General features: G+C 68.5%; 22 protein-coding genes, 1 tRNA gene and 1 pseudogene. 13 read left to right on the forward strand and 11 right to left on the reverse strand.

Translation table 11 applies throughout. The features are described from left to right. Positions 1-9 precede the first annotated feature (9 nt). Positions 10-606, reverse strand: a complete 597-nt coding sequence (locus ABZ909_RS01055; RefSeq protein WP_356995565.1) for a 50S ribosomal protein L25/general stress protein Ctc — start codon at positions 604-606, stop codon at positions 10-12. 425 nt (positions 607-1,031) lie between these two features. On the opposite strand from ABZ909_RS01055, the gene ABZ909_RS01060 reads away from it, so the two are divergent. Both ABZ909_RS01060 and ABZ909_RS01065 read left to right on the forward strand, forming a co-directional pair. Beyond that, positions 1,032-1,283, forward strand: a complete 252-nt coding sequence (locus tag ABZ909_RS01060) for a hypothetical protein (protein WP_356995566.1) — start codon at positions 1,032-1,034, stop codon at positions 1,281-1,283. 178 nt (positions 1,284-1,461) lie between these two features. Then, positions 1,462-1,959, forward strand: coding sequence for a hypothetical protein (locus ABZ909_RS01065; RefSeq protein WP_356995567.1), 498 nt, complete (start codon positions 1,462-1,464; stop codon positions 1,957-1,959). A 98-nt stretch (positions 1,960-2,057) separates the two neighbouring features. On the opposite strand, the gene ABZ909_RS01070 is transcribed toward ABZ909_RS01065, so the two are convergent. After that, positions 2,058-2,735 carry a lysophospholipid acyltransferase family protein gene (locus tag ABZ909_RS01070; protein WP_356995568.1) on the reverse strand — a complete coding sequence of 226 codons (678 nt, stop codon included), beginning with the start codon at positions 2,733-2,735 and terminating at the stop codon, positions 2,058-2,060. Between the two features lie 97 nt (positions 2,736-2,832). On the opposite strand from ABZ909_RS01070, the gene ABZ909_RS01075 reads away from it, so the two are divergent. Further along, positions 2,833-3,402, forward strand: a complete 570-nt coding sequence (locus tag ABZ909_RS01075; protein ID WP_356995569.1) for a TetR/AcrR family transcriptional regulator — start codon at positions 2,833-2,835, stop codon at positions 3,400-3,402. Between the two features lie 97 nt (positions 3,403-3,499). After that, entirely contained in the window at positions 3,500-5,119 is a 1,620-nt protein-coding gene (locus tag ABZ909_RS01080; protein WP_356995570.1) for a peptide chain release factor 3, read from the forward strand. 28 nt (positions 5,120-5,147) lie between these two features. Here ABZ909_RS01080 and ABZ909_RS01085 read toward each other — a convergent pair whose 3' ends face one another. The 3 genes from ABZ909_RS01085 to ABZ909_RS01095 all read right to left on the reverse strand — a co-directional run bounded on the left by ABZ909_RS01085 (position 5,148) and on the right by ABZ909_RS01095 (position 8,659). Further along, on the reverse strand, positions 5,148-6,794 hold the full coding sequence (locus ABZ909_RS01085; protein WP_356995571.1) for a fatty acyl-AMP ligase: 1,647 nt from the start codon (positions 6,792-6,794) through the stop codon (positions 5,148-5,150). 88 nt (positions 6,795-6,882) lie between these two features. After that, on the reverse strand, positions 6,883-8,070 hold the full coding sequence (locus tag ABZ909_RS01090; RefSeq protein WP_356995572.1) for an aminotransferase class V-fold PLP-dependent enzyme: 1,188 nt from the start codon (positions 8,068-8,070) through the stop codon (positions 6,883-6,885). A 46-nt stretch (positions 8,071-8,116) separates the two neighbouring features. Continuing rightward, the gene (locus ABZ909_RS01095; RefSeq protein ID WP_356995573.1) at positions 8,117-8,659 is read right to left on the reverse strand and encodes a TetR/AcrR family transcriptional regulator; all 543 of its coding nucleotides are present in this window, start codon (positions 8,657-8,659) and stop codon (positions 8,117-8,119) included. A 142-nt stretch (positions 8,660-8,801) separates the two neighbouring features. On the opposite strand from ABZ909_RS01095, the gene ABZ909_RS01100 reads away from it, so the two are divergent. The 5 genes and pseudogenes from ABZ909_RS01100 (at position 8,802) to egtD (ending at position 14,582) form a co-directional block, all read left to right on the forward strand. Then, on the forward strand, positions 8,802-9,776 hold the full coding sequence (locus tag ABZ909_RS01100; RefSeq protein ID WP_356995574.1) for a zinc-binding dehydrogenase: 975 nt from the start codon (positions 8,802-8,804) through the stop codon (positions 9,774-9,776). A gap of 135 nt (positions 9,777-9,911) precedes the next feature. Next, entirely contained in the window at positions 9,912-11,204 is a 1,293-nt protein-coding gene (gene egtA, locus ABZ909_RS01105; RefSeq protein ID WP_356995575.1) for an ergothioneine biosynthesis glutamate--cysteine ligase EgtA, read from the forward strand. After that, positions 11,201-12,544: an ergothioneine biosynthesis protein EgtB gene (gene egtB / locus ABZ909_RS01110; protein WP_356995576.1), complete on the forward strand. Its 1,344-nt coding sequence runs from the start codon at positions 11,201-11,203 to the stop codon at positions 12,542-12,544. The genes egtA and egtB overlap by 4 nt, the downstream gene beginning before the upstream one ends. Then, positions 12,544-13,125, forward strand: a pseudogene (locus tag ABZ909_RS01115) (hypothetical protein); the annotation flags it as partial. The gene egtB and the pseudogene ABZ909_RS01115, both read left to right, overlap by 1 nt. Positions 13,126-13,610: 485 nt before the next feature. Further along, entirely contained in the window at positions 13,611-14,582 is a 972-nt protein-coding gene (gene egtD / locus ABZ909_RS01120) for an L-histidine N(alpha)-methyltransferase (RefSeq protein ID WP_356995577.1), read from the forward strand. An 18-nt stretch (positions 14,583-14,600) separates the two neighbouring features. Here the strand turns inward: egtD and ABZ909_RS01125 are convergent, their stop codons facing one another. The 6 genes from ABZ909_RS01125 to ABZ909_RS01150 all read right to left on the reverse strand — a co-directional run bounded on the left by ABZ909_RS01125 (position 14,601) and on the right by ABZ909_RS01150 (position 19,334). Beyond that, entirely contained in the window at positions 14,601-15,239 is a 639-nt protein-coding gene (locus ABZ909_RS01125; protein ID WP_356995578.1) for a DUF2461 domain-containing protein, read from the reverse strand. Between the two features lies 1 nt (position 15,240). After that, positions 15,241-15,990, reverse strand: coding sequence for a DUF4190 domain-containing protein (locus tag ABZ909_RS01130; RefSeq protein ID WP_356995579.1), 750 nt, complete (start codon positions 15,988-15,990; stop codon positions 15,241-15,243). Positions 15,991-16,060: 70 nt separating this feature from the next. Further along, positions 16,061-16,393, reverse strand: coding sequence for a hypothetical protein (locus ABZ909_RS01135; protein ID WP_356995580.1), 333 nt, complete (start codon positions 16,391-16,393; stop codon positions 16,061-16,063). 267 nt (positions 16,394-16,660) lie between these two features. After that, positions 16,661-17,641, reverse strand: a complete 981-nt coding sequence (locus tag ABZ909_RS01140) for a ribose-phosphate diphosphokinase (RefSeq protein WP_356995581.1) — start codon at positions 17,639-17,641, stop codon at positions 16,661-16,663. Continuing rightward, complete coding sequence (gene glmU / locus ABZ909_RS01145; protein ID WP_356995582.1) at positions 17,638-19,140, reverse strand: bifunctional UDP-N-acetylglucosamine diphosphorylase/glucosamine-1-phosphate N-acetyltransferase GlmU; 1,503 nt, start codon at positions 19,138-19,140, stop codon at positions 17,638-17,640. The genes ABZ909_RS01140 and glmU overlap by 4 nt, the downstream gene beginning before the upstream one ends. Before the next feature lie 123 nt (positions 19,141-19,263). After that, positions 19,264-19,334 (reverse strand) — tRNA-Gln (locus ABZ909_RS01150). Between the two features lie 329 nt (positions 19,335-19,663). On the opposite strand from ABZ909_RS01150, the gene ABZ909_RS01155 reads away from it, so the two are divergent. From ABZ909_RS01155 to ABZ909_RS01170, 4 genes are all read left to right on the forward strand, one after another. Then, positions 19,664-20,278 carry a TetR/AcrR family transcriptional regulator gene (locus ABZ909_RS01155; protein ID WP_354836545.1) on the forward strand — a complete coding sequence of 205 codons (615 nt, stop codon included), beginning with the start codon at positions 19,664-19,666 and terminating at the stop codon, positions 20,276-20,278. A gap of 229 nt (positions 20,279-20,507) precedes the next feature. Beyond that, a complete protein-coding gene (locus ABZ909_RS01160; protein ID WP_356995583.1) occupies positions 20,508-21,155 on the forward strand; it encodes a TetR/AcrR family transcriptional regulator in 648 nt (215 codons plus the stop codon). 367 nt (positions 21,156-21,522) lie between these two features. Then, entirely contained in the window at positions 21,523-25,140 is a 3,618-nt protein-coding gene (gene mfd, locus ABZ909_RS01165; RefSeq protein WP_356995584.1) for a transcription-repair coupling factor, read from the forward strand. Positions 25,141-25,369: 229 nt separating this feature from the next. Then, complete coding sequence (locus tag ABZ909_RS01170; protein WP_356995898.1) at positions 25,370-26,056, forward strand: MazG family protein; 687 nt, start codon at positions 25,370-25,372, stop codon at positions 26,054-26,056.

Consider the following 26,056-nt stretch of genomic DNA (forward strand, 5'->3'; position numbering starts at 1 on the left):
AGTAGGGAGTTACTCCGCGGCGGCCTCTTCGGAAGCGGCCGCGGCCTCTTCCTCGGCGGCGGCCGGGGCGGCGATGATGTTGACGATCAGGGCCTCGGCGTCACCGGCCAGGGTGACACCCTGCGGCAGCGCGATGGCGCCCGCGAGGATCTGGGTGCCGGCCTCGGCGCCCTCGATGGAGACCTCGATGGACTCGGGGATGTGCAGGGCCTCGGCCTCGATGGAGAGGGTGGTGGCGTCCTGGGTGACCAGGGTGCCGGAGGCGGCGTCGCCGACCAGGGTGACGTTCACGTCGGCGGTGACCTTCTCGCCGCGGCGCACGATCAGCAGGTCGGCGTGCTCGATGTAGCGGCGGATCGGGTGGACGACGACCGACTTGGTCAGCGCCAGCTGCTTCTTGCCGTTGATGTCGAGGTTCAGGACGGCGTTGGTGCCGTGCTCACGCAGGATGGCAGCGAACGCCTGGGCGTTCACCGACAGGTGCTGCGGCTCCTCGTTGTGGCCGTAGAGCACGGCCGGGACATTGCCGTCGCGGCGGGTACGGCGGGCAGCGCCCTTGCCGAACTCAGTGCGTACGGTGGCTTCGAGAAGGTTGGCGTCGGACATGACTGTCTACTCCCTACGGCTCGTCCGGCTGTAATGTCAGCGTGTCGCCAGGCGACGGGGCCGCCCTGGCTGAGGTTGGTCTGCTCGTCGGCGAAGACCAACATGGACGGCCGTGTAGGCCGAGCCGCGTCGATCACGGTGGGCAGTTGGGTGCCACACCCTCGCCGAGACAACCTGAAGACTCTAACACGCGGCCGGAACGGCTCTGCGGCACCCCCTCGACGGCCGGGTGCCGGGCGCGCGTTCCCGGGAATTGCGCGGGAACATTTTCACTCTTGTTTCCGGCAATCTGACACACTACCATTTCGCATCACTCCGCCTCGCGGGGAGTGCTTTGCGTCATAGGGAAATGCGCCCCCATTTCCGGCGCCGGGCAATTCGAACGACACGCTGAGTAGCTTGTCTTCCGAGTAAGGATCAGTTTGATGAAGAACATCCGCCGGTTCGGTCTGAGTGCCGTGGGCATCGCCGCCGTCTCCGCCACCGTCGCTCTCACCGCCCCGGTCGCCGCGGCCGATACGAATGCCAACTGCCCCCCGTCCAACTCGGGAGGAACCAGCACCGGCAGCAGCTCGACCACCCTGGGCCCGCTCATCAACAGCATTCTGAGCAGCCTGGGCGCCCTGAGCGGTCACGGCACTTCGACGTCCAGCGGCAACGCTTCCTCGGTCGGCTGACGAAAACCGGACTGAACCGGCGGTCGGTTATCTGTTCGCCTCGCTGTCGAGACCGGTTCGAGTGGTCGTCACCGCTTTCCGCGGTAATACCGCTTCCGGTAGCGGGGACGCCACTCGGGTGCTAGGCAATTTGATCGGCACGCTGAGTAGCTTGTCTTCGAAGTAAGGAAACAGATTCATGAAGAACATCCGCCGGTTCGGTCTGAGTGCCGTGGGCATCGCCGCCGTCTCCGCCACCGTCGCCCTCACTGCCCCGTTCGCCGCCGCGGACACCTCCAACAACGGTATGACCGTGGTCGGCAGCAACTTCCAGACCGGCACGGCGTACACCATCAACATCATCACCGGCGTTCCCGGCGTCACCGCCAACGTGTACGACACCAACGCCTCCAACACCACGGTGTCGGTCGGCTCGGCGACCTCCTCCGGCTCCACCCAGGCGTCCGTGCAGTGGACCCCGGCGACCTCGGGCTCGCATCACCTGTGGGTGGTGCTGAGCGGTGGCTCCCAGTCGGTGCCGGCCTCCGGCCCGGTGGATGTCACCGTCTCCGACCCCTCGACCACCACCACCACGACGGGAACCGGTAGCGCGGGCTCGCTGATCCCGCTGATCGGCAATCTCCTGAGCAGTCTCGGTGCCTCGACCTCGAACGGCGCCTCCTCCCAGGTGGGCTGACGTTCTGGCTGACGGCCGGTTGCCCGGAACCCGCGCGGGGGTCCGGGCAACCGGCCGTTCTGTTTACCGCGCCGTCTCGATGTCCGCGGTCCCATCGATCACGCGGCGTCGGCGACCTGCGTCGCGGCCTTGAACGTGGCCGCGTAGCAATCGACGTACGGGCGGCCGGAGCGGCGCACGATATCCGCCATGAGCTCGTCGGTGGCCCGGCGCACGGCCCGCTGATCGGCGGGCGGGATATAACGCGGGTGGCCGAAGGAGATGCCCACCTTGGCCGGGCGCAGGAAGCGCCGATTGCGCGGATTGACCCGATCGGTGCCGGACAACACGACCGGTATGACAGGAGCGCCGGTCTGCATGGCCACCCGGACCGCGCCGGTGCGTCCCCGGTAGACACGGCCATCGGGTGAGCGGGTCCCCTCCGGGTGAATGCCCCAGACGCCGCCCGATTCCAGAATGCGGACCGCGGCAGCGAGTGAATCCGATCCCGCGGTGCCGCCGCTGCGATCCACCGGCACCTGGCCGGTGGCATTCATGACGAAGCGATTGATGCGGCCCCGGATGCCGCCCCCGGTGAAGTACTCCTGCTTGGCGATGAAGGTGACCCTGCGGCGCAGCACCAGGCACAGGTAGAACGAATCCACCACGGCCAGATGGTTTGCCGCGATGATCACCGGGCCGTCCTTCGGAACATGGTGCAGCCCTTCGATCTTCGGTCGCCCGAGGAGTCGCAGCATCGGCCCCACCAATACCTGCTTCAGTAGCCAGTACCACATGGAAAGCCTCTCGAATCGTGGCCGTAGACAATGTCTACTCACTGTTCCTACCGGACCCGAGTAGACACTGTCTACCCTTGTGGGGAGAATGTGACGCATGACTGAGCTCGAGCCGCTGCGGGAACGACTGGTGACCGCGGGCGTCGCCCTGCTCGAGGAGGTCGGCGCCGGCGAGCTCGGCCTCCGCGCCATCGCCCGTGAGGCCGGGGTCTCGCACGGCGCCCCCCGGCGATATTTCCCCACCCACAGTGCCCTGCTGGCCGCGATCGCCGCGCGCGGCTACGCCGACCTGCGGACCGAAATCGATGCGGTGCAGGGTGATACGGCACAGGCCCGGGTGCGGCGCACCTGCCTGGTCTACATCGACTTCGCGAATGCGCGGCCGGAGATGTTCACCCTCATGTTCCGCCACGACCTGCTGGAGGGCGCCGGCGAGAACCTGCGGGCGAACACGACCCTGCCCATGTTCGCGCGCTGGCGGGCGCTGGTCGACGAGTGTGTGAACGACGGCGCGGACGACCGGGCCCTGAGTCTGTGGACGCAGCTGCACGGCATCGCGGTGGTGGTCGCGAATCGCAGCATCGAGGCGATCGCGCCGGGCACCGATATCGAAGCGCTGGTCGCCCGAGCCGTCGCCCGGCACCTCGCAGGGCAAACCTGCGAATAGCGCGCCGGACCCGGAGTGCGCCGGACCGGCCGGTCGAGCAGAGGCGCCGGTCGCGTACCCTGGGGCGGTTGCCTCGTCCGCGCAAAAGGAGTCCCCCGTGAGTTCCCCGACTGCCACCTCAGCTACCGCCGGTCGGCTGGCCGACGAGGCGGCGCGGCGGCGCACCTTCGCGGTGATCTCCCACCCGGACGCGGGTAAATCGACGCTCACCGAGGCGCTGGCGCTGCACGCCAAGATGATCTCCGAGGCGGGCGCGATCCACGGCAAGGCCGGCCGCCGGTCCACCGTCTCCGACTGGATGGAGATGGAGAAGGCGCGTGGTATCTCCGTCAGCTCCACCGCCCTGCAGTTCGAGTACGGCGACTGCGTCATCAACCTGGTGGACACCCCCGGCCACTCGGACTTCTCGGAGGACACCTACCGCGTGCTCACCGCGGTGGACGCGGCGGTCATGCTCATCGACGCCGCCAAGGGCCTGGAACCGCAGACGCTCAAGCTCTTTCAGGTCGCGCGCGATCGCGGCATCCCGGTCATCACGGTCATCAACAAGTGGGACCGCCCGGGCCAGGCGCCGCTGGAACTGCTGGACGAGATCGTCGAGCGCATCGGCCTGACCCCCACCCCGCTGTTCCTCCCCGTCGGCATCGCCGGCGACTTCCGCGGCCTGCTGCGCCGCGGCGAGGAGGGCGCGCCCACCGAGTACATCCACTTCACCCGCACCGCGGGCGGCGCGACCATCGCCCCCGAGGAGCACTTCACGCCCGAGCAGGCCGTCGCGCGCGAGGGCGATGTGTGGGCCACCGCCGCCGAGGAGAGCGAACTGCTCTCGGCCGCGGGGCAGGACCACGATCAGGAACTCTTCCTGGCCGGGCACACCTCGCCCGTCATCTACGCCTCCGCCATGCTGAACTTCGGTGTGCGCCAGCTGCTCGACACCCTCGTCGAGCTCGCGCCGCCGCCGCGCGGCCGCAAGGACATCAAGGGCGATCCGCGCGAGACCACCGCGCCGTTCAGCGCCGTCATCTTCAAGGTGCAGGCGGGCATGGACACCGCGCATCGCGACCGGCTGGCGTTCATGCGCATCGTCTCCGGTGAGTTCGAGCGCGGCATGGTGGTGACCCACGCGCAGACCGGGCGGCCCTTCGCCACCAAGTACGCGCTGACGGTGTTCGGCCGCGAGCGGACCACGGTCGACACCGCGTATCCGGGTGATGTGGTCGGTCTGGTCAACGCCACCGCGTTGGCACCCGGGCACACTCTGTTCGTGGACAAGAAGGTCGAGTTCCCGCCGATCCCGTCCTTCGCACCGGAGCACTTCGCGACGCTGCGGGCCCAGACCGCGGGCAAGTACAAGCAGTTCCGCAAGGCCATCGACCAGCTCGACTCCGAGGGCGTGGTGCAGGTGCTGCGCAATGACGCCCGCGGTGACCAGTCGCCGGTGCTGGCTGCGGTGGGCCCCATGCAGTTCGAAGTCGTCACGGCCCGAATGCAATCCGAGTTCAATGTCGAGACCCAGCTCGACCACCTGCCATACCAGCTGGCCCGGCGCACCGATGCGGAATCGGCGGAAGAACTGAACCGTCAGCGCGGCGTCGAGGTCTTCACCCGCACCGACGGTGTGCTGCTCGCGTTGTTCAGCGACAAGTGGCGGCTGCAGTACATCGCCAAGGAGATGCCGAAGCTAACCCTCGAACTCCTGGTCGCCGGAACGGAATAGCCGGTGCCGCAGCCCATCCCGGGGTAGTTCAGCCGAGGTGGGTGGCAGTGGCCGAGCGCCGGAGCTTGCCGGAGGAGGTCTTGGGCAGCGCGCCCGGGCCGAGAACGGTGACACTGCGGGGACGGACCCCGACCTCGGAGAAGACCGCGTGCACGATGTCGTGCTCGATGCGGCGGACCTCCTCGGAATTCTGGTGATCGTTGGATTCGACCACGACGGCGAAGCTTTCGCGTTTCTGCCCGGCGTCGAGGCGCACGGCTACCGCATTGCCGGGGCGAACTCCCTTGACGCGCAGGGCCGCTCGCTCGATATCGGTGGGGAAGATATTGCGGCCCGCCATGATGATGACGTCCTTGAGGCGGCCGCACACCACCACCAGGCCGTCCTCGGTGAAGTAGCCGAGGTCGCCGGTGTCGAGCCAGCCCTGCGGGTCCTGCGCGGCGCGGAAGCCGTCCACCGTGAGGTAGCCGGACGTGACTGCGGGGCCGCGTAATTCGATGACGCCGACGCTGCGCACCGGGAGCGGCCGGCGCTCGGCGTCCACGACCCGGCCCTCGAGGTTGTCGACCAGGTGGCCGAGGGTCGGCAGACGGCGCACGCCGCCGTGATGGTGTTCCGGATCGCGGATGGGGACGGCCTTGCCGAGGGCCTCCAGCAGGTCGGCGTCGACGATGTCGAGGACCTGGCCGAGGCCCGGATCGGGGATGGAGACCGCGAGGGTGGTCTCGGCCATGCCGTAAACGGGGGTGAGGGCCATGGCGTTGAGGCCGAAGCGTTTTCCGGCCTCGGCGAGCGCGTCCATGGTGTCGGCCTCGACGGGTTCCGCGCCGTTCCACATGTAGCGGACGCTGCTCAGATCGACCGAACCGTCGGCCGCGTTGCGCAATCGGCGGGCCAGTAGCGAATACGCGAAATTCGGTGCGGCGGTGACAGTTCCGCGATACTTCGAGATCAATTCGGCCCACAGAATGGGGCGGGTCAGGAAGTCCAGCGGGGTCACGCACACCACTTCCGCACCGAATTGCATGGGCACGCTGAGGAATCCGACCATGCCCATGTCGTGGAACAGCGGCAGCCAGCTGATCATCACGTCGTCGTCGAGCTGGAATTTCACCCGATCGAACATGGCGTGCGCATTGACGGCGAAGTTGCCGTGCGTGATCTGCACCGCCTTGGGCGACCCGGTGGATCCGGATGTCAACTGCTGCAGGGCGATATCGTCCTCGCCGGTCGGCACCGGCTCGATCGGCTCGCCCGCGCGCATGGCCGCCATGGTCACCACCGTGATACCGCGTTCGCGCAGCAGCGGTTCCGCGATCTCGAACGGCGCGCCCAGAATGACCGCCCGCGCCCGGATCATGCCCAGGACGGTCTCGGTGTCGTGCGCCCACACCTGTAGATCGGTGCGCGGGGTCGGCTGGTGCAGCATGGTGATCGAGGCGCCGCGCATCCACACCGCCTGGCAGGCGGGCGCGATGTCCACCGGCATGCCGGCCAGCACGCCCACCGCGTCGCCCGGGCCGATTCCGGCTTCGGCCAGGCCGCCGGCCATGTGGCGGGCGATGTCATGGATCCGGCCCCAGTCGTGCCGCACCGGCGCATCCGGTTCACCGGTCACCAGCCCTCTCCGGGAGACGCGGGCGGTGGCATACATTTCGTCGGTGAATCGGCTCACGATCGACTCCTCAAATGCCGAACCAACACCTCAAATAATCCTCGCGCCCGGTGCGGGTTGTTAACCGTTTCGGAGTTTTGGGGGCCGGTCAGACGAAGGCTCTGACCGCCCCGACGAAGCGATCCAGGTCCTCGTAGCCGACGAAGCAGTGCGGGGAGGCGCGGACCACCGAGTTCAGTTCTCTGGCAGTCATATCCAGTAGCGTGGAGCCGCGATGGCTGACCGTCACCGTGATGGCCTCCGCGGCCAGCCGATCGCGCACCTGGACCGGTTCCAGGCCGTCGACGGTGAAGGACACAATGCCCGCGTGCTGGATGCCCCGGTCGCGTACCTCGACGCCGGGAATCTCCTGCAGGGCCTTGCGCAGGTACTCGGCGCGTTCGGCGATCGCCGCGTACACCTGCGCCGGGCCCAGGTCGAGCAGGTAGCGCACGGCCGCGCCCAGCCCGAGGCGGCTCGCGACCGAGCATTCCCAGAATTCGAAGCGGCCGGCGTGGGGTGAGAGCACGTAGTCGTCGGGAGCGATCCATTCGGCGCTGTGCAGGTCGAGCCGGCCGGGCTCGAGACTCAGCGCCAGGTCGGGCCGCACATACAGGAAGCCGGTGCCACGCGGGCCGCGCAGCCACTTGCGGCCGGTGGCGGACAGCGCGTCCACGTCGAGTTCGGCGACATCGAGCGGCAGCTGACCGGCCGACTGGCACGCGTCCAGCAGCGCCAGCGCACCCACCCGGTGCGCGATGCGGGCGGCCTCGGCGACCGGGTTCACCAGGCCGCCATTGGTCGGAACATGCACCAGCGACACCAGTTTCACGCGCTCGTCGATCATGGCGTCCAGGGCGTCGAGGTCGAGCTGCCCGCTGCCGTCGCTGGGAATGGCCTCGACGACCGCGCCGGTCTGCCGGGCGCGCTGCAGGGCCGCGATGGCATTGCTGCCGTAGTCCACGCCGGAGATCAGGATGCGGTCGCCTGGGCTCAGCGGGACCGAGTAGAAGAAGTCGCTCCAGGAGCGGCTGGCGCTGTCGCTGAGGGCCAGCGCGGCCGGGTCGGCATTGATCAGTTCGGCAATGGCCGTCTTGACGCCGTGCAGGTCGTCGATGCGCTCGTTGGCGGCGCGGTAGCCACCGACCTCGGCCTCGCGCCGCAGGTGGTCGATGACGGTGTCGACGACGATCCGTGGGGGGAGCGACGACCCGGCGCTGTCGAGAAAGACCTGATTCCGGCACCCCGGTGTGTCGGCGCGCAGACGGGCGATATCCAGTGTGGCGTTGTCTCTCACACGTTCGACCCTATCCACCGCGTCGAGCGCCCACCGGGTAGCCGCGTTACCCCGTTGCGCCGCCTGCGGTTTCGAGCACCGCGCCGATCAGCGGCGCCGAGCGCTCGGCGAGCTCCGCCGGCGGGTACGGCCGGTCGTGGTCGAGCCACCACACGATCGATTGCAGGAACATCGCCGACACGACGGCCGGCGCCAGCGCGTCACCGCCCTGCCCGGGCAGATGCTCACCGACCATGGCCGCCAGCGCCGCGCGCATGCGGTCGGCGAACCAGGGGCTGCCGCGACGGCCCAGCAGCGCGCCGTACAGCCGGTGATAGGCGTCGATGTGGGCGAGGAATTCCTGCCAGCGCTGCCCGGGCGGCCGATCGCTGCCGGCCGCGGTCAGCTCGGCGAACGCCTCGTCGAAGATCTGCTCGACCAGCTGGTATTTGTCGCGATAGTTCCGATAGAACGCGGCCCGGCTGATCATCGCCCGGGCCGTGAGCTCACCGACGGTGACGCGGTCGAATCCCCGCTCCTCGATCAGGTCCACCAGGGCCTCGCGCAGCAACGCGCGGGTGCGGCGGACCCGCAGATTCGGCTGAGACACTTTCGACTCCTTGTCTCGGTCGGGACATACCGGCTCGGTTGATCCTTGTGCGGGGGCCGACCGGATTCGGAGACTGGACCAGTTGTTTCAAGCGAGACAGATTGTCTCACTTCGGATTCAGTGTGCGGGAAGGGGCGCGGCCATGCGAGCTGTGCGGGCGGATCGATTCGGTGCACCGGAGGTGCTCGGCCTCACGGAGGTCCCGGAGCCGGAACCGAGTGCGGGGCAGGTCAAGATCGCGGTCCGGTCGGCGAGCGTGATCTACGGGGACGTCATCGTCCGGTCGGGCCGATATCCCCGGCCCCTGCCCTGGATTCCCGGCATCGAGGTCGCCGGGGAGGTCGTGCGAATCGGCCCGGAGGTGGACGAATCCCTGCTCGGGGCGACGGTGGTCGCCACCACGGCCGGGCAGTCGGGCGGCTACGCGGAGTACGCCGTGGCCCCGGCCGCGTACACCTTCGCGGTGCCCGGCGGGCTCGCGATGGACACGGCCCTGGCGGTCTTCCAGGCCGGTGCGGTGGCCCGCGGGCTGCTGTCCGCCATGGGGGTGCGCGCGGGTGAGACGGTGCTCGTCACCGCGGCGGCGGGCCGGATCGGGTCGGTGCTGGTGCAGTCGGCGCGGGCGGCTGGAAACACCGTCATCGGTGCTGTGAGCAGCGAGAAGGTGTCCGCGGCAGCGGATTTCGGTGCGCACGCGGTGGTCGATTACACGGTCGCGGACTGGCCGGAGAGCGTCCGGGAAGTGACCGGCGGGCGCGGTGTCGACGTGGTGCTGGACGCGGTCGGCGGCGTGGTCGGCGAGGCGGCGTTGACGGTGGCGGCAGATGGTGGCGGGCGAATCGGTCTGTATGGATTCGCCTCCGGGGCCTGGCCGCAGTTGGACGCGCTCACCTTGGGCACGCGTGGCCTGACCGTCAGCGGGCCGCTCGGGATCGTCTTCCGCAAATCCGACGCCGAGCAGCGCGACGATGCCGAATGGGCATTGGCCGCGGCGGGCCGTGGTGAGCTGAGGCCCCGGATCCATGCCCGCCATCCGCTGGAACGGGCCGCGGATGCGCACCGTGAGCTGGAGGAACGCCGCAATGTCGGGGCCATCGTGCTCTCGGTGGGGCCCTGACAGCGGCGGTGGGGAATCGGCTGTTCCTCTGCAGGCGTTCTCTATTTCGTCAGATTTCTTGTCACAGTCGCTCGCTACTCTTGTTTGGGTCGCCGTGCGATCCGCAGCGGCGACCGCATCAGACGGAGGTTGGCAATGGCTGTCACGGCGTCACCGACCGATGTGCTGCACAGTGGCCTGGCCGAATCTGAGCCGGGCGGCGAATTCACGTCACGCGCCGCCGCCGAGGCTTATGTCGGAAAAGTCTGTTTCAAACAGGGCCCACCGCTGCTCATCGGCGCCGAACTGGAGTGGCTCACCGCGCAAGGTGAACTTTCGGCGACCAACTCGCGTCCGGACCAGAGGGTCCTCGCGGACGCTCTCGGACCGTATGCGCCACGGTCCATTTCCCCCGATTCCCCGGCCGTTCCGTTGCCGGGAGGCAGCCGGGTCACCCTCGAACCCGGCGGTCAGATCGAACTGTCCAGTGCCCCGTTCGGCACCGCCGCCGAACTGTGCGAGCGCTTGCGGGCAGATGCGATACGCCTGCGGGAGCTGCTCGAATCCCGCGAAATCCGAACTATTTCCGCCGCCGCCGACTCGACTCGGCGGCCGCTTCGTGTGCTGCAGTTGCCGCGCTACCGGGCCATGGAACGGTCCTTCGCCGGCATCGGTCCGTTCGGTGCGCTCATGATGTGCAATACCGCCGCCACCCAGGTGAGCGTCGACGCGGGCGCGAATCCCGCCGAGATCGCCGCCCGCTGGCAGGTCCTGTACGCCATGGGTCCCGCCCTGCTGGCCGCTTTCGCCTGCTCACCGGGGCTGCACACCGCCCCGCCCGGCGACTGGGCCTCCCAGCGCATGCGGGCCTGGCAGCGGCTCGACCAGCTCCGCACCCGGCCGCCCGTGCACGACTGGGACGATCCGATCGCCGGGTACGCACGCTGGGCGCTGGACGTGCCGCTGCTGTGCGTGCGGTCGATGGACCCGCAGGCCGGTGACTGGTCGGCCCCGCCCGGGGCCACCTTCGCCGACTGGCTGTGCGGGGCGCTGGACGAGGAGATTGGCCGCCGCCCGGACCGGGCGGATCTGGACTATCACCTCACCACCCTGTTCCCGCCGGTCCGCGCGGCCGGGCACCTCGAGGTCCGCTACCTCGACGCGCAGCCGGGCGACGGGTGGTCGGTGCCGGTGCATGCCATCGACGCGCTGCTGTCCGATCCCGGAATCATCACGGAGGCAACGGCTCTGGCCGCCTCCACCGCGAATCTCTGGTCCGAATCCGCGCGCCGCGGGCTGGCCGACGCGGAGCTGCGGGCCGCCGCGGTGGCCCTGCTCGACCTGGCCACCGCGCATTCCGCCACGCCCGAGGCGGCCAAGCAATTGGCCGCCGCCGCCGACCGATGTCGCAGCGGCCGCACCCCGACAGAATCGGAAGTTCTCTCATGACTGTTCAGCATCTGCCGGGATCGGATCGGGCGGAGACCGAGTCGTTGCGCGGACGGATCGCGGACGCGCTCGAGCGGGCGCGCCGACGGACCATCGGGTTGACCGAGTGCGTCGACGAGGCCGAACTGGTGGCTCAGCACTCGAAGCTGATGAGCCCGCTGGTCTGGGATCTCGCACACATCGGCAACCAGGAGGAACTCTGGCTGGTGCGCGATGTCGGCGGGCGGGAACCCGTGCGGCAGGACATCGATCACCTCTACGACGCCTTCCGGCACGCGCGGGCGGACCGGCCCGCGCTGCCGCTGCTGGATCCGGAGCAGGCCCGCGACTATGTCGGCACCGTACGGGACAAGGTGTGGGATGTGCTGGACCGCAGCCCCTTACGCGGCAATGACCTGGTCCACGACGGTTTCGCCTTCGGCATGATCGCCCAGCACGAGCAGCAGCACGACGAGACCATGCTCGCCACTCACCAGCTGCGGACCGGCGAAGCGGTGCTGTCCGCCCCGCCCACTCCCGTTGCGCGGGTGGCGGTCGCCGGTGAAGTCGTCGTTCCCGCAGGCGAATTCACCATGGGCACCGACTCCGATCCCTGGGCGCTGGACAACGAGCGCCCCGCCCACCCGGTGCACGTCGACGCCTTCGCCATCGACGCCGCGCCCATCACCAACGAGCAGTACCTGGCCTTCGTCGACGACGGCGGCTACGAGCGGCCCGAGCTGTGGTCCGAGCGCGGCTGGGCGCACCGCGTGAAGGCCGGGCTGACCGCGCCCCAGTTCTGGGAGCAGGACGCCGGGGGCCGTTGGTGGCGACGGGTTTTCGGCACCATGCAGCCGCTGCGCGCCCACCAGCCGGTGGTGCACGTCTGCTGGTTCGAGGCCGAGGCCTATGCGAACTGGGCGGGCAAGCGCCTGCCCACCGAGGCGGAATGGGAGAAGGCCGCCCGCTTCGATCCGGCCACCGGCCGCTCCCACCGATACCCCTGGGGCGATATCGATCCCACCGAGGCCCTGGCGAATCTCGGCCAGCACCACCTGGAACCGGCCGATGTGGGGGCGTACCCCGCGGGCGCGTCCCCGGCCGGTGTCCATCAGCTGATCGGCGACGTCTGGGAGTGGACCGCTTCGGGTTTCGAGGCCTACCCGGGTTTCCGCGCCTTCCCGTACCGCGAATACTCCGAGGTCTTCTTCGGCGGCGACTACCGGGTGCTGCGCGGTGGTTCGTTCGGTGCCGACCAGGTCGCCTGCCGCGGTACCTTCCGCAACTGGGACCACCCGATCCGCCGCCAGATCTTCGCCGGCTTCCGGCTCGCCCGGGACCTGAGATCGGACGAGCGCTGATGTGCCGTCACCTCGCCTACCTGGGCCCACCCACCCCGGTAGGGGTTCTCCTGACCCGTGGCCCGAATTCCCTGCGCACCCAATCCTGGGCCCCGCGCGACATGCGCGGCGGCGGCACCATCAACGCCGACGGTTTCGGCGTCGCCTGGTGGCACCACGCCGATGCCGCCGCTCCCGACCACGGACCCGGCGTCATCTGGCACGGCGGCACGGCGGCGGATATCCGGGCTGCGGCGGAATCTGTTGGCGTTCAGGCGGGATCCGGTGCCGCGGGAGCGGATCCGGTGGTCAGCCGGTATCGCAGTGCGGCACCGATCTGGACGGATCCGGCGGTCGACGAGGTGTTGCCGCAGATCCGGTCGGGAGCAGTCCTGGCCGCAATTCGTTCCGCCACAGTGGGAATGCCGGTGGAGCGAGCAGCCTGCGCCCCGTTCACCCACGGCCGCTGGGCCTTCAGCCACAACGGCGCTATCCCCGACTGGCGGCGGGTGCTGAGTGCGGTTGCCGCCGAATTCGATTCGCCACCGCTCCTGGAGGCGGAGTCCCTGACCGACTCCGCCGCCCTATGGGTGATCCTGCGCGGACTGCTCGAAGGCGGTGGCGGCACCACAGTGGGCGTCGACCATTCGGGCATCGGCGAATCGCGGAGTCTCGGCGCGACGGTGGCGTTCGGGTCGTCGATCAACGTCACCTCGGCTTCCGGTGCAGCGCCGGAGGTCCGGACCTGGGGGGCGGCCACAACCTCGGAAGGCTCGCACGACGAGGCTTTCGATGGTGCGGGGGCGAGAGACCCGGGGGAGGTATTGCGTTTGGTGATGGGGGCGGTGCTGGCGCGGTCGCCCCGTGCGCGGTTGAACTTGCTGGTGGGGGATGGGGCGGGGATCTGGGGGACGACGTGGCATCACTCTTTGTCGGTGTTGGAGGCCGACGGGTTCGTGGTGGTGGCCTCGGAACCGTTCGATGACGATCCGCGGTGGCGGCTGGTTGCCGATCGGCAGCTGGTGAGCGTACGGGACGGGCGGGTGTCGGTGGAACCACTGGATATCGAGATGGGAAGGGCTGGCTTATGACTGCGGCTACGCTGGAAATTCATCTGACCGACGAGGATTTGACGACCGCGCTGCGCGCGGATGTGCGACAGGGGCTGTCTGCGGAACCGAAGTGGTTGCCGCCCAAGTGGTTCTACGACGCGCGCGGCAGCGAGTTGTTCGAGAAGATCACCGAATTGCCCGAGTACTACCCGACCCGCACCGAGCGGGCCCTGCTGGAACGGGTGGTGGGCGAGATCGCGCGGACCGCGCAGGCCGAGGTGCTGGTCGAACTCGGCGCGGGATCGGCGGCCAAGACCCGGCTGCTGCTCAACGCGCTGAAGGCCGAGGGCCCGCTGAAGAGCTATGTGCCGCAGGATGTCTCGGTCTCGGCGCTGCGGATGGCGGCGGACGAGGTGGCCGCGGAGTTCCCGGGCCTGGGGGTGCACGGCGTGGTCAGTGATTTCACCGCCACGCTGGACAACCTGCCGGGCGGCGGCCGTCGCATGGTCGCCTTTCTGGGCGGCACCATCGGCAACCTGATCCCCGCCGAGCGCGCCGAATTCCTCGGCGGCATCCGGGATGTCCTGGAACCGGGCGAGCAGCTGCTGCTCGGCGCGGGCCTGGTCATCGACCCGGCGGTCCTGGTCCCCGCGTACGACGATGCCGCGGGTGTCACCGCGGAATTCAATCGCAATGTGCTGCATGTCCTGAACACCCGGCTGGGCGCGAACTTCGAACCGGAGAAGTTCCGGCACGTCGCGATCTGGGATGCCGAGCGGGAGTGGATCGAAATGCGCCTGGAGGCCACCGAGACCATGACCGTCCGCATCCCGGACCTCGGCCTGACCGTCGATTTCGCGGCGGGCGAGCAGCTGCGCACCGAGATCTCCGCCAAGTTCCGCCGCGAGGTCCTCGAAAGCGAGCTGGACGCAGCCGGTTTCACCACCGAGCGGGTGTGGACCGATCCCGCCGAGCGGTTCGCCCTGGTGCTCGCCGAGCGGAGGTAGGTGCGCGGGCGGTGGCGGCTACTTCTGCGCCGTCACCGCCGCCAGCCACTCGATGAGCGGCCGCATCTCCTCCCATGCCGCCCGGACCTCTCGGGCGGCGCGCGGGGTGCTCAGCCACTTGGGCGCGCCGAAATCTTTTCCGGCGGTGAGGGATTTGTGCCGCAGCAGGTCGATGCGCGGGTGATCGATGTCGTAGCCCTTGGGTTTGGTCGCCAGCTTGTCTCCGCCGATCTGGTATCCGGCCGAGACGAGCTGTGCGATCAGCCCTTCCAGTTCCGTCCCGCGCACCTCGTCGTCGATGGCGACCCGCAGCGCGGCGAGCTGGGCGGTCTCGGCGGCGTACATGCCGCCCCCCACCCGCAGCCCGGCCGCGCTGATCTGGACGTACCATCCGGAGTACTGCGCGCTGTACACCACCGCGCCCTGGTGATTCTTGTAGGGCGACTTGTCCTTGGCGAAGCGCACATCCCGGTACGGCCGGAAGATCTTGGCCTCGCCGAAGGCCGGTTCCAGCTCGGCGACAAGGGCTTTCATCGGATCCCGGACGGACTCCTCCCACACCTGCTTGTGGGCGGTCCAGAAGGTCTTGCTGTTGTCGGCTTCCAGATCCTCGTAGAAGTCGAGTCCGGCGAGCGGGAATCCGGTAAATGCGGTCATGTCAATTAGTGTTCGGCATGACCCCGGAGCCGTAGATCGCGACCCCGATGATGATGCCCAGAACCAGCGCCACACCCGAGGCGACCGCGGCCCACTTGCCCAGCGGCTCGCCCTTGCCGTGCCCGATCACGCCGAGCACGATGCCCGCGATGCCGAACAGCGGCGGACAGAAGATGAGCGCGATGACCGCGCAGACGAATCCGATGATCGAGAAGGTCTGCGGCCCGCTGCGCGGCGGCGGCGCACCGAAATTCGCGCCACCGGGATAGGGCTGATACGGCTGTCCGTAGGGCTGCTGACCGTACGGCTGTTGCTGACCGTAGGGCTGCTGACCGGGTCCGAACTGCTGCGGGTACGGAGGCTGGGCACCCTGGGGGTAGGAAGCGTTCGGGTAGGGCGGAAACCCGCCGCCCGGGTAGGCGACCGGCGGCTGCTCGCCCTGTGGCGGGTATCCGTACACCCCGCCCGCCGGATACTGCGGCGGGGCCGGTGTGGGTTCGGCCGGTGGGGCCGGCTCGAACTGTGCGGCCGGATTGAACTGTGTGGGGTCGGGCTGACCGGGAGGTGGGGGAGTGCCCGGGATGTACCGGGTGGTGACATCGTCTTCGGGCGGTGCGCCGGTGGGTTGTGCGTCCGAGGCCTCTTCCGGAGTGTCCTCCGGCGGCGTGTCGGATTCCTTCTCGAACATGTCGGCCGGTCCGGTGCCGGATTCGTCCGACGGCCTGCCGGGCTCGTGCGGCGGCGTGCTCATGTCGCGCCCTCCTCGATCGTGGTGTGCCTCTTCACGGATATCCCTCTGCGGGACGTGCTACGCAACAGTCCTAATCGCCGAGTTCCTCCACGATTTCCATGGCTGCGACCTCCGCGGGCCGGTCGTCCTCGGCCACGAACTCCTCGCGCTGCCGCCGGCGGCTCCACTCCTGGTCGAGCTCGGCTCCGATGCCGAGCCTTCCGGTGTCGTCGTTCTCGCGATTGCGGATGATGAGGTCCTCGGGCGGATCGGTGATGAACCGCGTGTACTCGCGGATCTCGTCCTCCTGATCGTCGTCGCCGAGGTCGTAGTCGAGGTTGTCGACATCGCTGTCGAAGACCTGATCGGTGTCGAAGATCTCGTCCATCACGCGGGCATCGTCCTCGTCGGGCCGGCCGGCCATTCGGCACCACCTCTCCGCGCAGTCAGCGCACCAGTAGCAACCTCGAGTTTCGATCCAACGCTACCGCTTACCTTCAGAAACGGACATCCATTGTCGTCCCCATTTCACGCAGCAGCGCCCCTCCCGGAAGCGGGAGGGGCGCTGCTGTGAACGATGCGTGGCAACCGAGGTTCGGGGCGAAGCCCTGCGCTGTCGGTGTTCGGGGCGGAGCCCCGGTCGCCGTTGCGGTTCAGGGACGAGGTCCCTGCGGGCCTACGAGAGTTCCGGTTATGCGTTCCCGTTGAAAAGGCCGGTGACGGAACCGTTTTCGAAGACCTCGCGGATGGTCTGCGCCAGCAGCGGGGCGATCGACAGCACGGTCAGCGTCGGGAACTTCTTGGCCTCTTCGATCGGCAGGGTGTTGGTCACCACGACCTCCTTGGCCCCGCAGCCGGCGAGACGCTCGGCGGCCGGGTGGGACAGGATGCCGTGGGTGGCGGCGATGACCACGTCGCCCGCGCCGGCCTCCTTGAGCACCTTGACCGCGCCGGCGATGGTGCCACCGGTGTCGATCATGTCGTCGATCAGGATGCAGGTGCGGCCCTCGACCTCACCGACCACGCGGTTGGAGACGGTCTGGTTGGGGACCAGCGGGTCGCGGGTCTTGTGGATGAACGCCATCGGCGCGTCCGCCAGCGAGTTGGCCCACTTCTCGGCGACCTTCACGCGGCCGGCGTCGGGGGAGACGACCGTGATGTTGGACAGGTCGTAGTTGTTGCGGATGTGCTCGGCCAGCTGCACCTGCGCGTGCATGTGATCGACCGGGCCGTCGAAGAAGCCCTGGATCTGATCGGTGTGCAGGTCGATGGTGATGATCCGGTCCGCGCCCGCGGTCTTGAGCAGGTCCGCGATCAGGCGGGCCGAGATGGGCTCGCGGCCGCGGTGCTTCTTGTCCTGACGGGCGTAGGGGTAGAAGGGCAGCACCGAGGTGATGCGCTTGGCCGAACCGCGCTTGAGCGCGTCGATCATGATCAGGTGTTCCATGACCCACTGGTTCAGCGGGGCCGGGAAGCTCTGCAGCACGAAAGCATCGGAGCCGCGGACCGATTCCTCGAACCGGACGAAGGTCTCACCGTTTGCGAAGTCGCGCGCGGTCTGGGGAGTGACATGAACGTTGAGTTCCTTGGCCACCGCCTCGGCGAGCTCAGGATGAGCGCGCCCCGAGAACAGCATCAGATTCTTCTGGTTATCGGTAGAGAACGCGGTCACTGACGTTCGCCATCCTTTTGCTCGTTGGATATCTCGGTGGTTCCCGGCGGATCCGGGAGAGCCGCGAGCGCCGCTTCGGCCGCGCGGGCTGCATCGGTGCCGGGGCGATTGCGCTGCACCCAGCCTTCAATGTTGCGTTGTGCTCCACCCGACACCGCGAGCGCTCCCGGGGGAACGCTTCTGCGCAGTACAGTACCCGCCGCTGAATACGCGCCGTCACCCACGGTGATCGGCGCGACGAACATGGTGTCGCTGCCCGTGCGCACGTGCGAGCCGACCGTGGTGTGGTGCTTCTTGACCCCGTCGTAATTGACGAAAACGCTGGACGCGCCGATATTGCTGTATTCGCCGATGGTGGCATCGCCGACATAGGTGAGGTGCGGGACCTTGGAGTGCGCGCCGATGGTGGCGTTCTTGGTCTCGACGAAGCCGCCGATCTTGCCCGCCGCGCCGAGCGAGGTGCCGGGCCGCAGATAGGCGAAGGGTCCGACGCTCGCGCCCGGGCCGATGCTCGACTTCTCGCCGTGCGTGCGCACCACCTTGGCGCCGTCGCCGACGGTCACGTCGGTGAGCGTGCAGTCCGGTCCGATCTCGGCGTCCTCGCCGATCACGGTGTCGCCCAACAGTTGTACGCCCGGCCGGATGACCGAGTCGCGGCCGATCACCACATTGCCGTCGATCCAGGTGCTGCCCGGATCGATGATGGTGACCCCGGCGCGCATGTGCCGTTCCAGGATGTAGCGGTTGAGGGTGCGGGCCGCGGCGGCCAGTTGGACCCGGTCGTTCACGCCGGTGACCTTGGCGGAATCGATCAGCCGTGCGCCGTGCACCGGGTGCCCGGCCTCGCGGGCCAGCTTGAGCACGTCGGTGAGGTACAGCTCGTGGCGGGCGTTGGCGGTATCGATGCGCGAGATCATGATTCGCAGCACGGCCGCGTCGAAGACGTAGACGCCGGAGTTGACCTCGGTGATGGCCGCCTGCTGCGGCGTGGCGTCGGCGTGCTCGACGATCTCCAGCACGTGCCCCTGCGCGTCGCGCACGATGCGGCCGTAGCCGTTCGGGTCCTCGGGCTCGAAAGTCAGTACGGTGACAGCGGATCCGTCGGAGTAGCTGCGGTGCTCGTCGAGCAGCGCGTGCAGGGTGTGTCCGTCCAGCAGTGGCACGTCGGCGTAGGTGACGAGGACGTCGCCGGCGAAGTTCTCCGGCAGCGAGGTGAGCGCGCACTGCACGGCGTGCCCGGTACCGCGCTGTTCCTCCTGCACCGCCAGAGTGATCTGGCGGCCCAGTTCGGCTCCCACCTTGCCGACCGCGTCGCCGACCTGTTCGCGATCGTGGCCGATCACGGTGATGAGCGCAGTCGGGTCGATCTCGTGCGCGGCATGCAGCGCGTGGGCGAGCATGCTCCGACCGGCGAGCGGGTGCAACACCTTGGGTGTCTTGGACCGCATTCGGGTTCCGGCTCCGGCGGCGAGAACGACGACGGCGGTCTGCTGTGGCATGGATCTCCCTCGGCTGCCGGTCATCGTGTGCTGAGTCAGGTTGTGCTGGGCCACAGTGGGTCAGCACCCACAGCGTGGTCAGCGATTCTGTGCGGGGCCCACCATATCGACCCTGCTCGCGAGCTCCGCCGCCAGGACTCGAACCTGGACAAACTGAACCAAAATCAGTTGTGCTGCCATTACACCACGGCGGATTGACGCTTCATGCGGGTCTGATCCTCGCATGAAGTACGCCTCTACGTCGAACTGTGCTCCCCCGCCTCTCCGTGTTTCTTGCCGACGAGTCACGTGCGGGGCCGGTTCGCGCCGCGGACCGGCGGTTACGACGCAACGGACTCACCCCGTACCCCAGGAGTTACCCCGATCGAGACAAATCAGTTGTTACGTTGGCGAATACGGACGGCGAGTGCCCCCTGGCCGCATTCTCCTGGAGAGTCTGGAACAGTTATGAGCGGTCTGACGGCGGAGTAGGGAGGCGGTAGCGATGACGGGCGGTGAGGGCAGTCGGCCCCCGCGGGCGCGCATGACCGGCACCCAGCGCCGCCAGCAGCTGATCGAGATCGGCCGGGCGCTGTTCGCGGAGCGGGGGTACGACGCCACTTCGATCGAGGAGATCGCGGCGCGGGCTCAGGTGTCGAAGCCGGTGGTGTACGAGCACTTCGGCGGCAAGGAGGGGCTCTACGCCGTGGTGGTCGACCGGGAGATGTCGACGCTGCTGGAGATGATCACCTCCTCGCTCACCCAGAACCGTTCGCGGGTGCGGCTGGAGCAGGTGGCGCTGGCGTTGCTCACCTATATGGAGGAGCGCACCGACGGCTTCCGGATCCTCATGCGGGATCAGCCGGTGTCGGCCGCGGAGGGCACCTACTCGAGTCTGTTGAACGAGGCCGTGAATCAGGTGGCGCACATTCTCGCCGGGGATTTCGAGCGCCGCGGGCTGGACCCGACGCTGGCGACGCTGTACGGGCAGGCGCTGGTGGGAATGGTTGCGACGGCGGCGACCTGGTGGCTGGACGAGCGCCAGCCGTCCAAGGAAGTGGTGGCCGCGCACCTGGTGAACCTGTGCTGGAACGGCCTCACTCATTTGGAGGCCGAACCCCAGCTGGCGTCGGAATGGCCGAGCGGCAAGGGGTTATAGAACCCGGCGGTTTGAATTCAGGTCTGATATGTCTGTCCTAGCGGGGCAGAACTGGACAGTTAACCAGCGAATTGCGAAGGAGGATGGGTCGAATGCTCGAATCGGTTGGTTGCGCGCAGCCGGGTGGTACGGTTCACCCATCCTTCGAGTGCTGTTCGAACTGTGATGTCGGTCAACTTCGGGATATCGGTCTACTTCAGGATGGCTGGTTTGATGACAGGCGGCTCTGATGGCTAGGCAGGCGCGTGCGGAGATCACTCGCGATTCCGTGCTCGCAGGCGCGGCCGATGTCTTTCTACGACTGGGCTACGCGAACGCGTCCCTGTCCGAGATCATCGCGCAGTCGAATGTGACCAAGGGCGCGTTGTACTTTCACTTCGGATCCAAGGAAGAACTGGCGCGCGCGGTCGTCGATCAGGGCAACGAGCGACTTGTCAGCGCATGCCAGGGATTCTTCGATCCGCGGGTGCCGGCGCTGGAGGCGTGCATCGGGATCACCTATGTGGTCGCCGACCTCACCATGAACGACCCGATGGTGGGCGCGATGCTCAAACTCACCCACCAGATCGGCGACTATCGCGGCGCGACCGGCGACAATATCGCCAAGACCTGGGGTGAGACGCACCGTTTGCTCGCCGAACGCGCGATCACCCAGGGGGACCTCAAATCCGACCTGGATCCCGACACCATCGGCATGCTGCTGCAGGAGATGACCACCGGCGTCCATATCGTCGCGGTCAGCACCGAGTCCATCGATCAAATGGCGACCCGCATGGAACGGGCCTGGTACTTCCTGCTGCCGAGCATCGTGCCCGAGGAGAAGGTCGCCTACTTCCGCGAATTCGCGGCTCGGCGCCTGCGTCGCTACGTGCAGTGAGACTGTGCACGGTGCAGTGATGTGAGTACCGGGCAGTGAGCGTGAGCATGTAGCGAGCAGTGCTGCGGCGCAGCGGGTTTCGCGAATCGGCTACTCCGGCCCCAGGCCGGTCGGTGAAATCGGCGCCGGGCTCGGGACGGTCTGCTCGCCCTCGAGTTTTCGCCGGCCGCCCGCGCGGTTGTCGGCGATGATCTGGGGCGTCGATGTAGGCGTCCACCCGCGGATCGGCCGCATACGACATTCCGTCATCCAAGCACGGCCGGGGCGTCCGGGGGCCGAGAAGCGTCTGCGTGCTGAAGCTGTCACCGTGGGTGACTAGACTCGGTTGGCTATCTGAAACGCTGATCTGCGCTGAGGAGTCTGCCCCATGACCACCCAACGTCCACCTCTGGCGGGACTGGCTGCGGTGGCCGGTGCCGATGCCGCGCTGGAGCAGGTCGCGAGCCTGATCGGCCGGGCGTCGGCGATGCTGGTCGCGCCATCGGCGGTGCGGCCGTTCGTGGCGTCGACCATTGCCGGGCACCGCCCGCTGCTGGTGGTGACGGCCACCGGGCGGGAGGCCGACGATCTGGCGGTCGAGCTGACGGAGATGCTGGGCGACACGGTCGCATTGTTCCCGTCCTGGGAGACGCTGCCGCACGAGCGGCTCTCGCCGGGCGCGGACACGGTCGGCCGGCGGCTGCAGGTGCTGCGCCGGCTGGCGCATCCGGAGGATCCGGGCTGCGCGGGTCCGCTGCGGGTGGTGGTCACCACGGTGCGCTCGCTCATGCAGCCGATGGCGGCGGGGCTCGGGGAGATCGAGCCCATCGTGCTGCGCCGCGGCGCCGAGTTCGACTTCGACCAATTGCTCACGCGGCTCGTGGAGTTCGCCTACGAGCGGGTCGACATGGTCGGCAAGCGCGGCGAGTTCGCGGTGCGCGGCGGCATTCTGGACGTCTTCCCGCCCACCGCGGATCATCCGGTGCGCGTGGAGTTCTGGGGCGACGAGGTCTCCGAGGTCCGCGCCTTCTCGGTGCAGGACCAGCGCTCGATCCACGAGGTGCCGATCGACCTGGTGGTCGCGCCGCCGTGCCGGGAACTGCTGCTCACCGACGCCCTGCGGGAACGCGCCGCCCAGGTGGCCGCCGAGAATCCGGCCGATGCCGCGCTGGTGGAGATGCTGGAGAAGATCTCCCAGGGCGTCCCGGTGGAGGGCATGGAGGCGCTGCTGCCGGTGCTGCAGCCCGGTGAGCTGCAGCTGCTGGTGGACGCGTTGCCCGCGGAAACCCATGTGCTGCTGTGTGATCCGGAGAAGGTCCGTACCCGCGCCGCCGACCTGGTGCGCACCGGGCAGGAATTCCTGGAGGCGTCGTGGACGGCGGCCTCCTTCGGCGGGGCCGCTCCGCTGGGCGCGCACGGGCTGGATCTGGCCGCCTCCGGTTACCGGGGTCTGGATGTGGTGCACGCCGATGCCGAGCGGCGCGGCCTGCCCTGGTGGACGCTGAGCCCGCTGGCCGCCGACGATCCGAACGAGATCGCGCTGCCGGTGCTGGCCGCCGCCTCCGCGCGCGGTTCGGAGGAGCTGGTCGCCACCATCTTCGCCTCGCTGCGCGCGCATGTCGCGACCGGTGGCCGCGCGGTCATCGTGGTGGCCGGACACGGTACGGCGCAACGCATTCTGGAACGGCTCGCCGATGCCGAGGTGCCCGCGGCGGCGCTGGAGGCCGGTGCCGAGCCGGTGCGGGGACTGGTCGGCGTGCTGTGCGGGTCACTGCACGACGGCGTCGTGTTCGATGACGCCAAGCTGGTGGTGATCGCGGAATCCGATCTCACCGGCAACCGGGTCACCGCACCCGGCGAGGGCAAGAAGCTGCCCGCACGCCGGCGCAACCAGGTCGATCCGCTGGCGTTGACCGCCGGCGACATGGTGGTGCACGACCAGCACGGCATCGGCCGCTTCGTGGAGATGATCGAGCGGACCGTCGGTGGCGCGCGCCGCGAGTACCTGGTCATCGAGTACGCGCCCAGCAAGCGCGGCCAGCCGGGGGACCGGTTGTTCGTGCCGATGGACTCGCTGGATCAGCTGTCGCGCTATGTCGGCGGCGAGATGCCGTCGCTGTCCAAGCTGGGCGGTTCCGACTGGGCCAATACGAAGCGCAAGGCGCGCAAGGCGGTTCGCGAGATCGCCACCGAGCTGGTGCAGCTCTACGCCGCTCGGCAGGCCGCTCCCGGCCACGCCTTCGGCGCGGATACGCCGTGGCAGCAGGAGATGGAGGACGCCTTCGTGTTCACCGAGACCGTCGATCAGCTCTCTGCCATCGCCGAGGTGAAATCGGATATGGAGAAGGCGGTCCCGATGGACCGCGTCATCTGCGGTGACGTCGGCTACGGCAAGACCGAGATCGCGGTGCGCGCGGCGTTCAAGGCCGTGCAGGACGGCAAGCAGGTGGCCGTGCTGGTGCCGACCACGCTGCTGGCGCAACAGCATCTGCAGACCTTCACCGAGCGGATGGCCGGTTTCCCGGTGGTGGTGAAGGGCCTGTCCCGCTTCACCGATGCGGCCGAATCGCGGGAAATCCTGGAGGGCATGACCACCAAGGATGTCGACATCGTGGTGGGCACCCATCGCCTGCTGCAGACCGGGGTGCGCTGGAAGGACCTGGGCCTGGTCGTCATCGACGAGGAGCAGCGCTTCGGCGTCGAGCACAAGGAGCACATCAAGGCACTGCGCACCCACGTGGACGTCTTGACCATGTCCGCCACGCCGATTCCGCGCACGCTGGAGATGTCTCTCGCCGGCATTCGCGAGATGTCGACCATCCTCACCCCGCCGGAGGAGCGGCATCCGGTGCTCACCTATGTGGGCGCCTATAACGACAAGCAGGTGGCCGCGGCCATCCGCCGTGAACTGCTCCGCGACGGCCAGGTGTTCTACGTGCACAACCGGGTGTCGTCGATCGACAAGGCGGCCAAGCGGATTCGCGACCTCGTGCCGGAGGCGCGGGTGGTGGTCGCGCACGGGCAGATGAACGAGGACATGCTCGAGAAGACCGTGCAGGGCTTCTGGGAGCGCGAATTCGATGTGCTGGTGTGCACCACCATCATCGAGACCGGGCTGGACATCTCCAATGCCAATACCCTGATCGTGGAACGCGCTGACGCCCTGGGCCTTTCGCAGCTGCACCAGCTGCGCGGGCGGGTCGGCCGCTCGCGGGAACGCGGCTACGCCTACTTCCTGTACCCGCCGGAGAAGCCGCTCACCGAGACCGCCTACGATCGGCTCGCGACCATCTCGCAGAACTCGGATCTGGGCGCGGGCATGGCGGTGGCCATGAAGGACCTCGAGATTCGCGGCGCGGGCAATGTGCTGGGCGCCGAGCAGTCCGGTCATGTCGCGGGCGTGGGCTTCGACCTGTACGTGCGCCTGGTCGGCGAGGCGGTGGAAGCCTACCGGGCCGCCGCCGACGGCCGTCCGATCTCGGTGGACGAGGAGGTCAAGGAGGTCCGCATCGATCTGCCGGTGGACGCCCACATCCCGCCCGACTACATCGCCTCCGACCGCCTACGCCTGGAGGCGTACCGCAAACTCGCCGCCGCCCAGGACGATTCGGCGCTCTCGGCCGTGGTCGAGGAACTGGTGGACCGCTACGGACCGCTCCCCGTGGAGGTCGGCCGCCTGGTCTCGGTCGCCAAGCTGCGCCTGCTGGCCCGCGAGTACTCCATTGCCGAGATCGGCGTCACCGGAACCACTCTGAAGGTGTCGCCGCTGCAGCTCCCCGATTCCAAGCAGCTGCGGCTGAAGCGGCTGTACCCCAACGCCACCTACCGCCCGGCGACCGGCATCGTCCAGCTGCCGCTGCCGCGCGTCGAGGACAGCGTCGGCGCGGCCCGCGTCCGTGACGTGCGGGTGCTCCAGTTCGTCGCGGATCTGCTGCTCGCCCTCGATGGAAAGGCACCGGGCGCAGTGGATGTCAAGGTCGCCCCGGAGGTACTGGCTCCCCGATGAGTCGTCCGACGAACGCAAGCCCAACACGGGCGTCCGTAAGGCGGGCCGTCTCGCCGATCGCGTCGTGCGTCCGGCCCGCGGCTCCGGTGGCGTGATGAGTACCGGGAACGGGGCGGGAGCGGAATCGGTCCGGCGGGGCTCGGAACAGCCCAGCGCGGGAGGCGGTTTCGTGCGTGGCGAGGCGGGGTTCGAGGCGATGGCGGCCGAATCCGCGGCGGATATCGCGCGGATGACCGCGGCCTTGGGCGAGGCGGTCGAGGTGATGGACCGGCTGTGGAACTTCGGCGGGTGGGAGGTGACGCAGACGCATGATTCGCTGCGGCCGTACCTGCTGGAGGAGACCTACGAGCTGCTCGACGCGATTCAGGACGAGGATGCCGAGACCATCAAAGAGGAGCTCGGTGACCTGCTGCTGCAGGTGTTGTTCCACTCCCGGATCGCCGAGGCCGCAGGGGAATTCACCGTCGCCGACGTGGCGGCGGCGCTGGTTTCCAAACTGGTGCACCGCAGTCCGCATCTGATCGGCGAGCACGGCCCCGGCGAATACGGCATCGATCCGGCCGCGGCGGTCGTCGACAAGATCGCGGCGCAGGAAAAGGCTTGGGAGGAGCGCAAATCCGCCGAGAAGGCGCGGCGCTCCTGCCTGGACGGCATTGCCATGGCGCAGCCCGCGCTGGCCCTGGCGGAGAAGGTTCGCTCGCGAGCTATCAAGGCGGGTTTACCCGAGGAGCTGATTCCCGGCGCTCTGCGTGTCGTGGAGCTCGGCGGGCCGGACAGTGCCGAAGAGCGGCTGCGCAAGGCCACTCTCGCGTTCGCCACCGCCATCCGCGCCGCCGAGGATGCCGCCGAAATCGACCGGGGCGAGCGGCGCGCGTTGGCCGCCGCGGACTGGCATCGGTACTGGCCCTGCGGCTGA

The organism is Nocardia sp. NPDC046763, from assembly GCF_040645495.1.
Lineage (GTDB): Bacteria > Actinomycetota > Actinomycetes > Mycobacteriales > Mycobacteriaceae > Nocardia.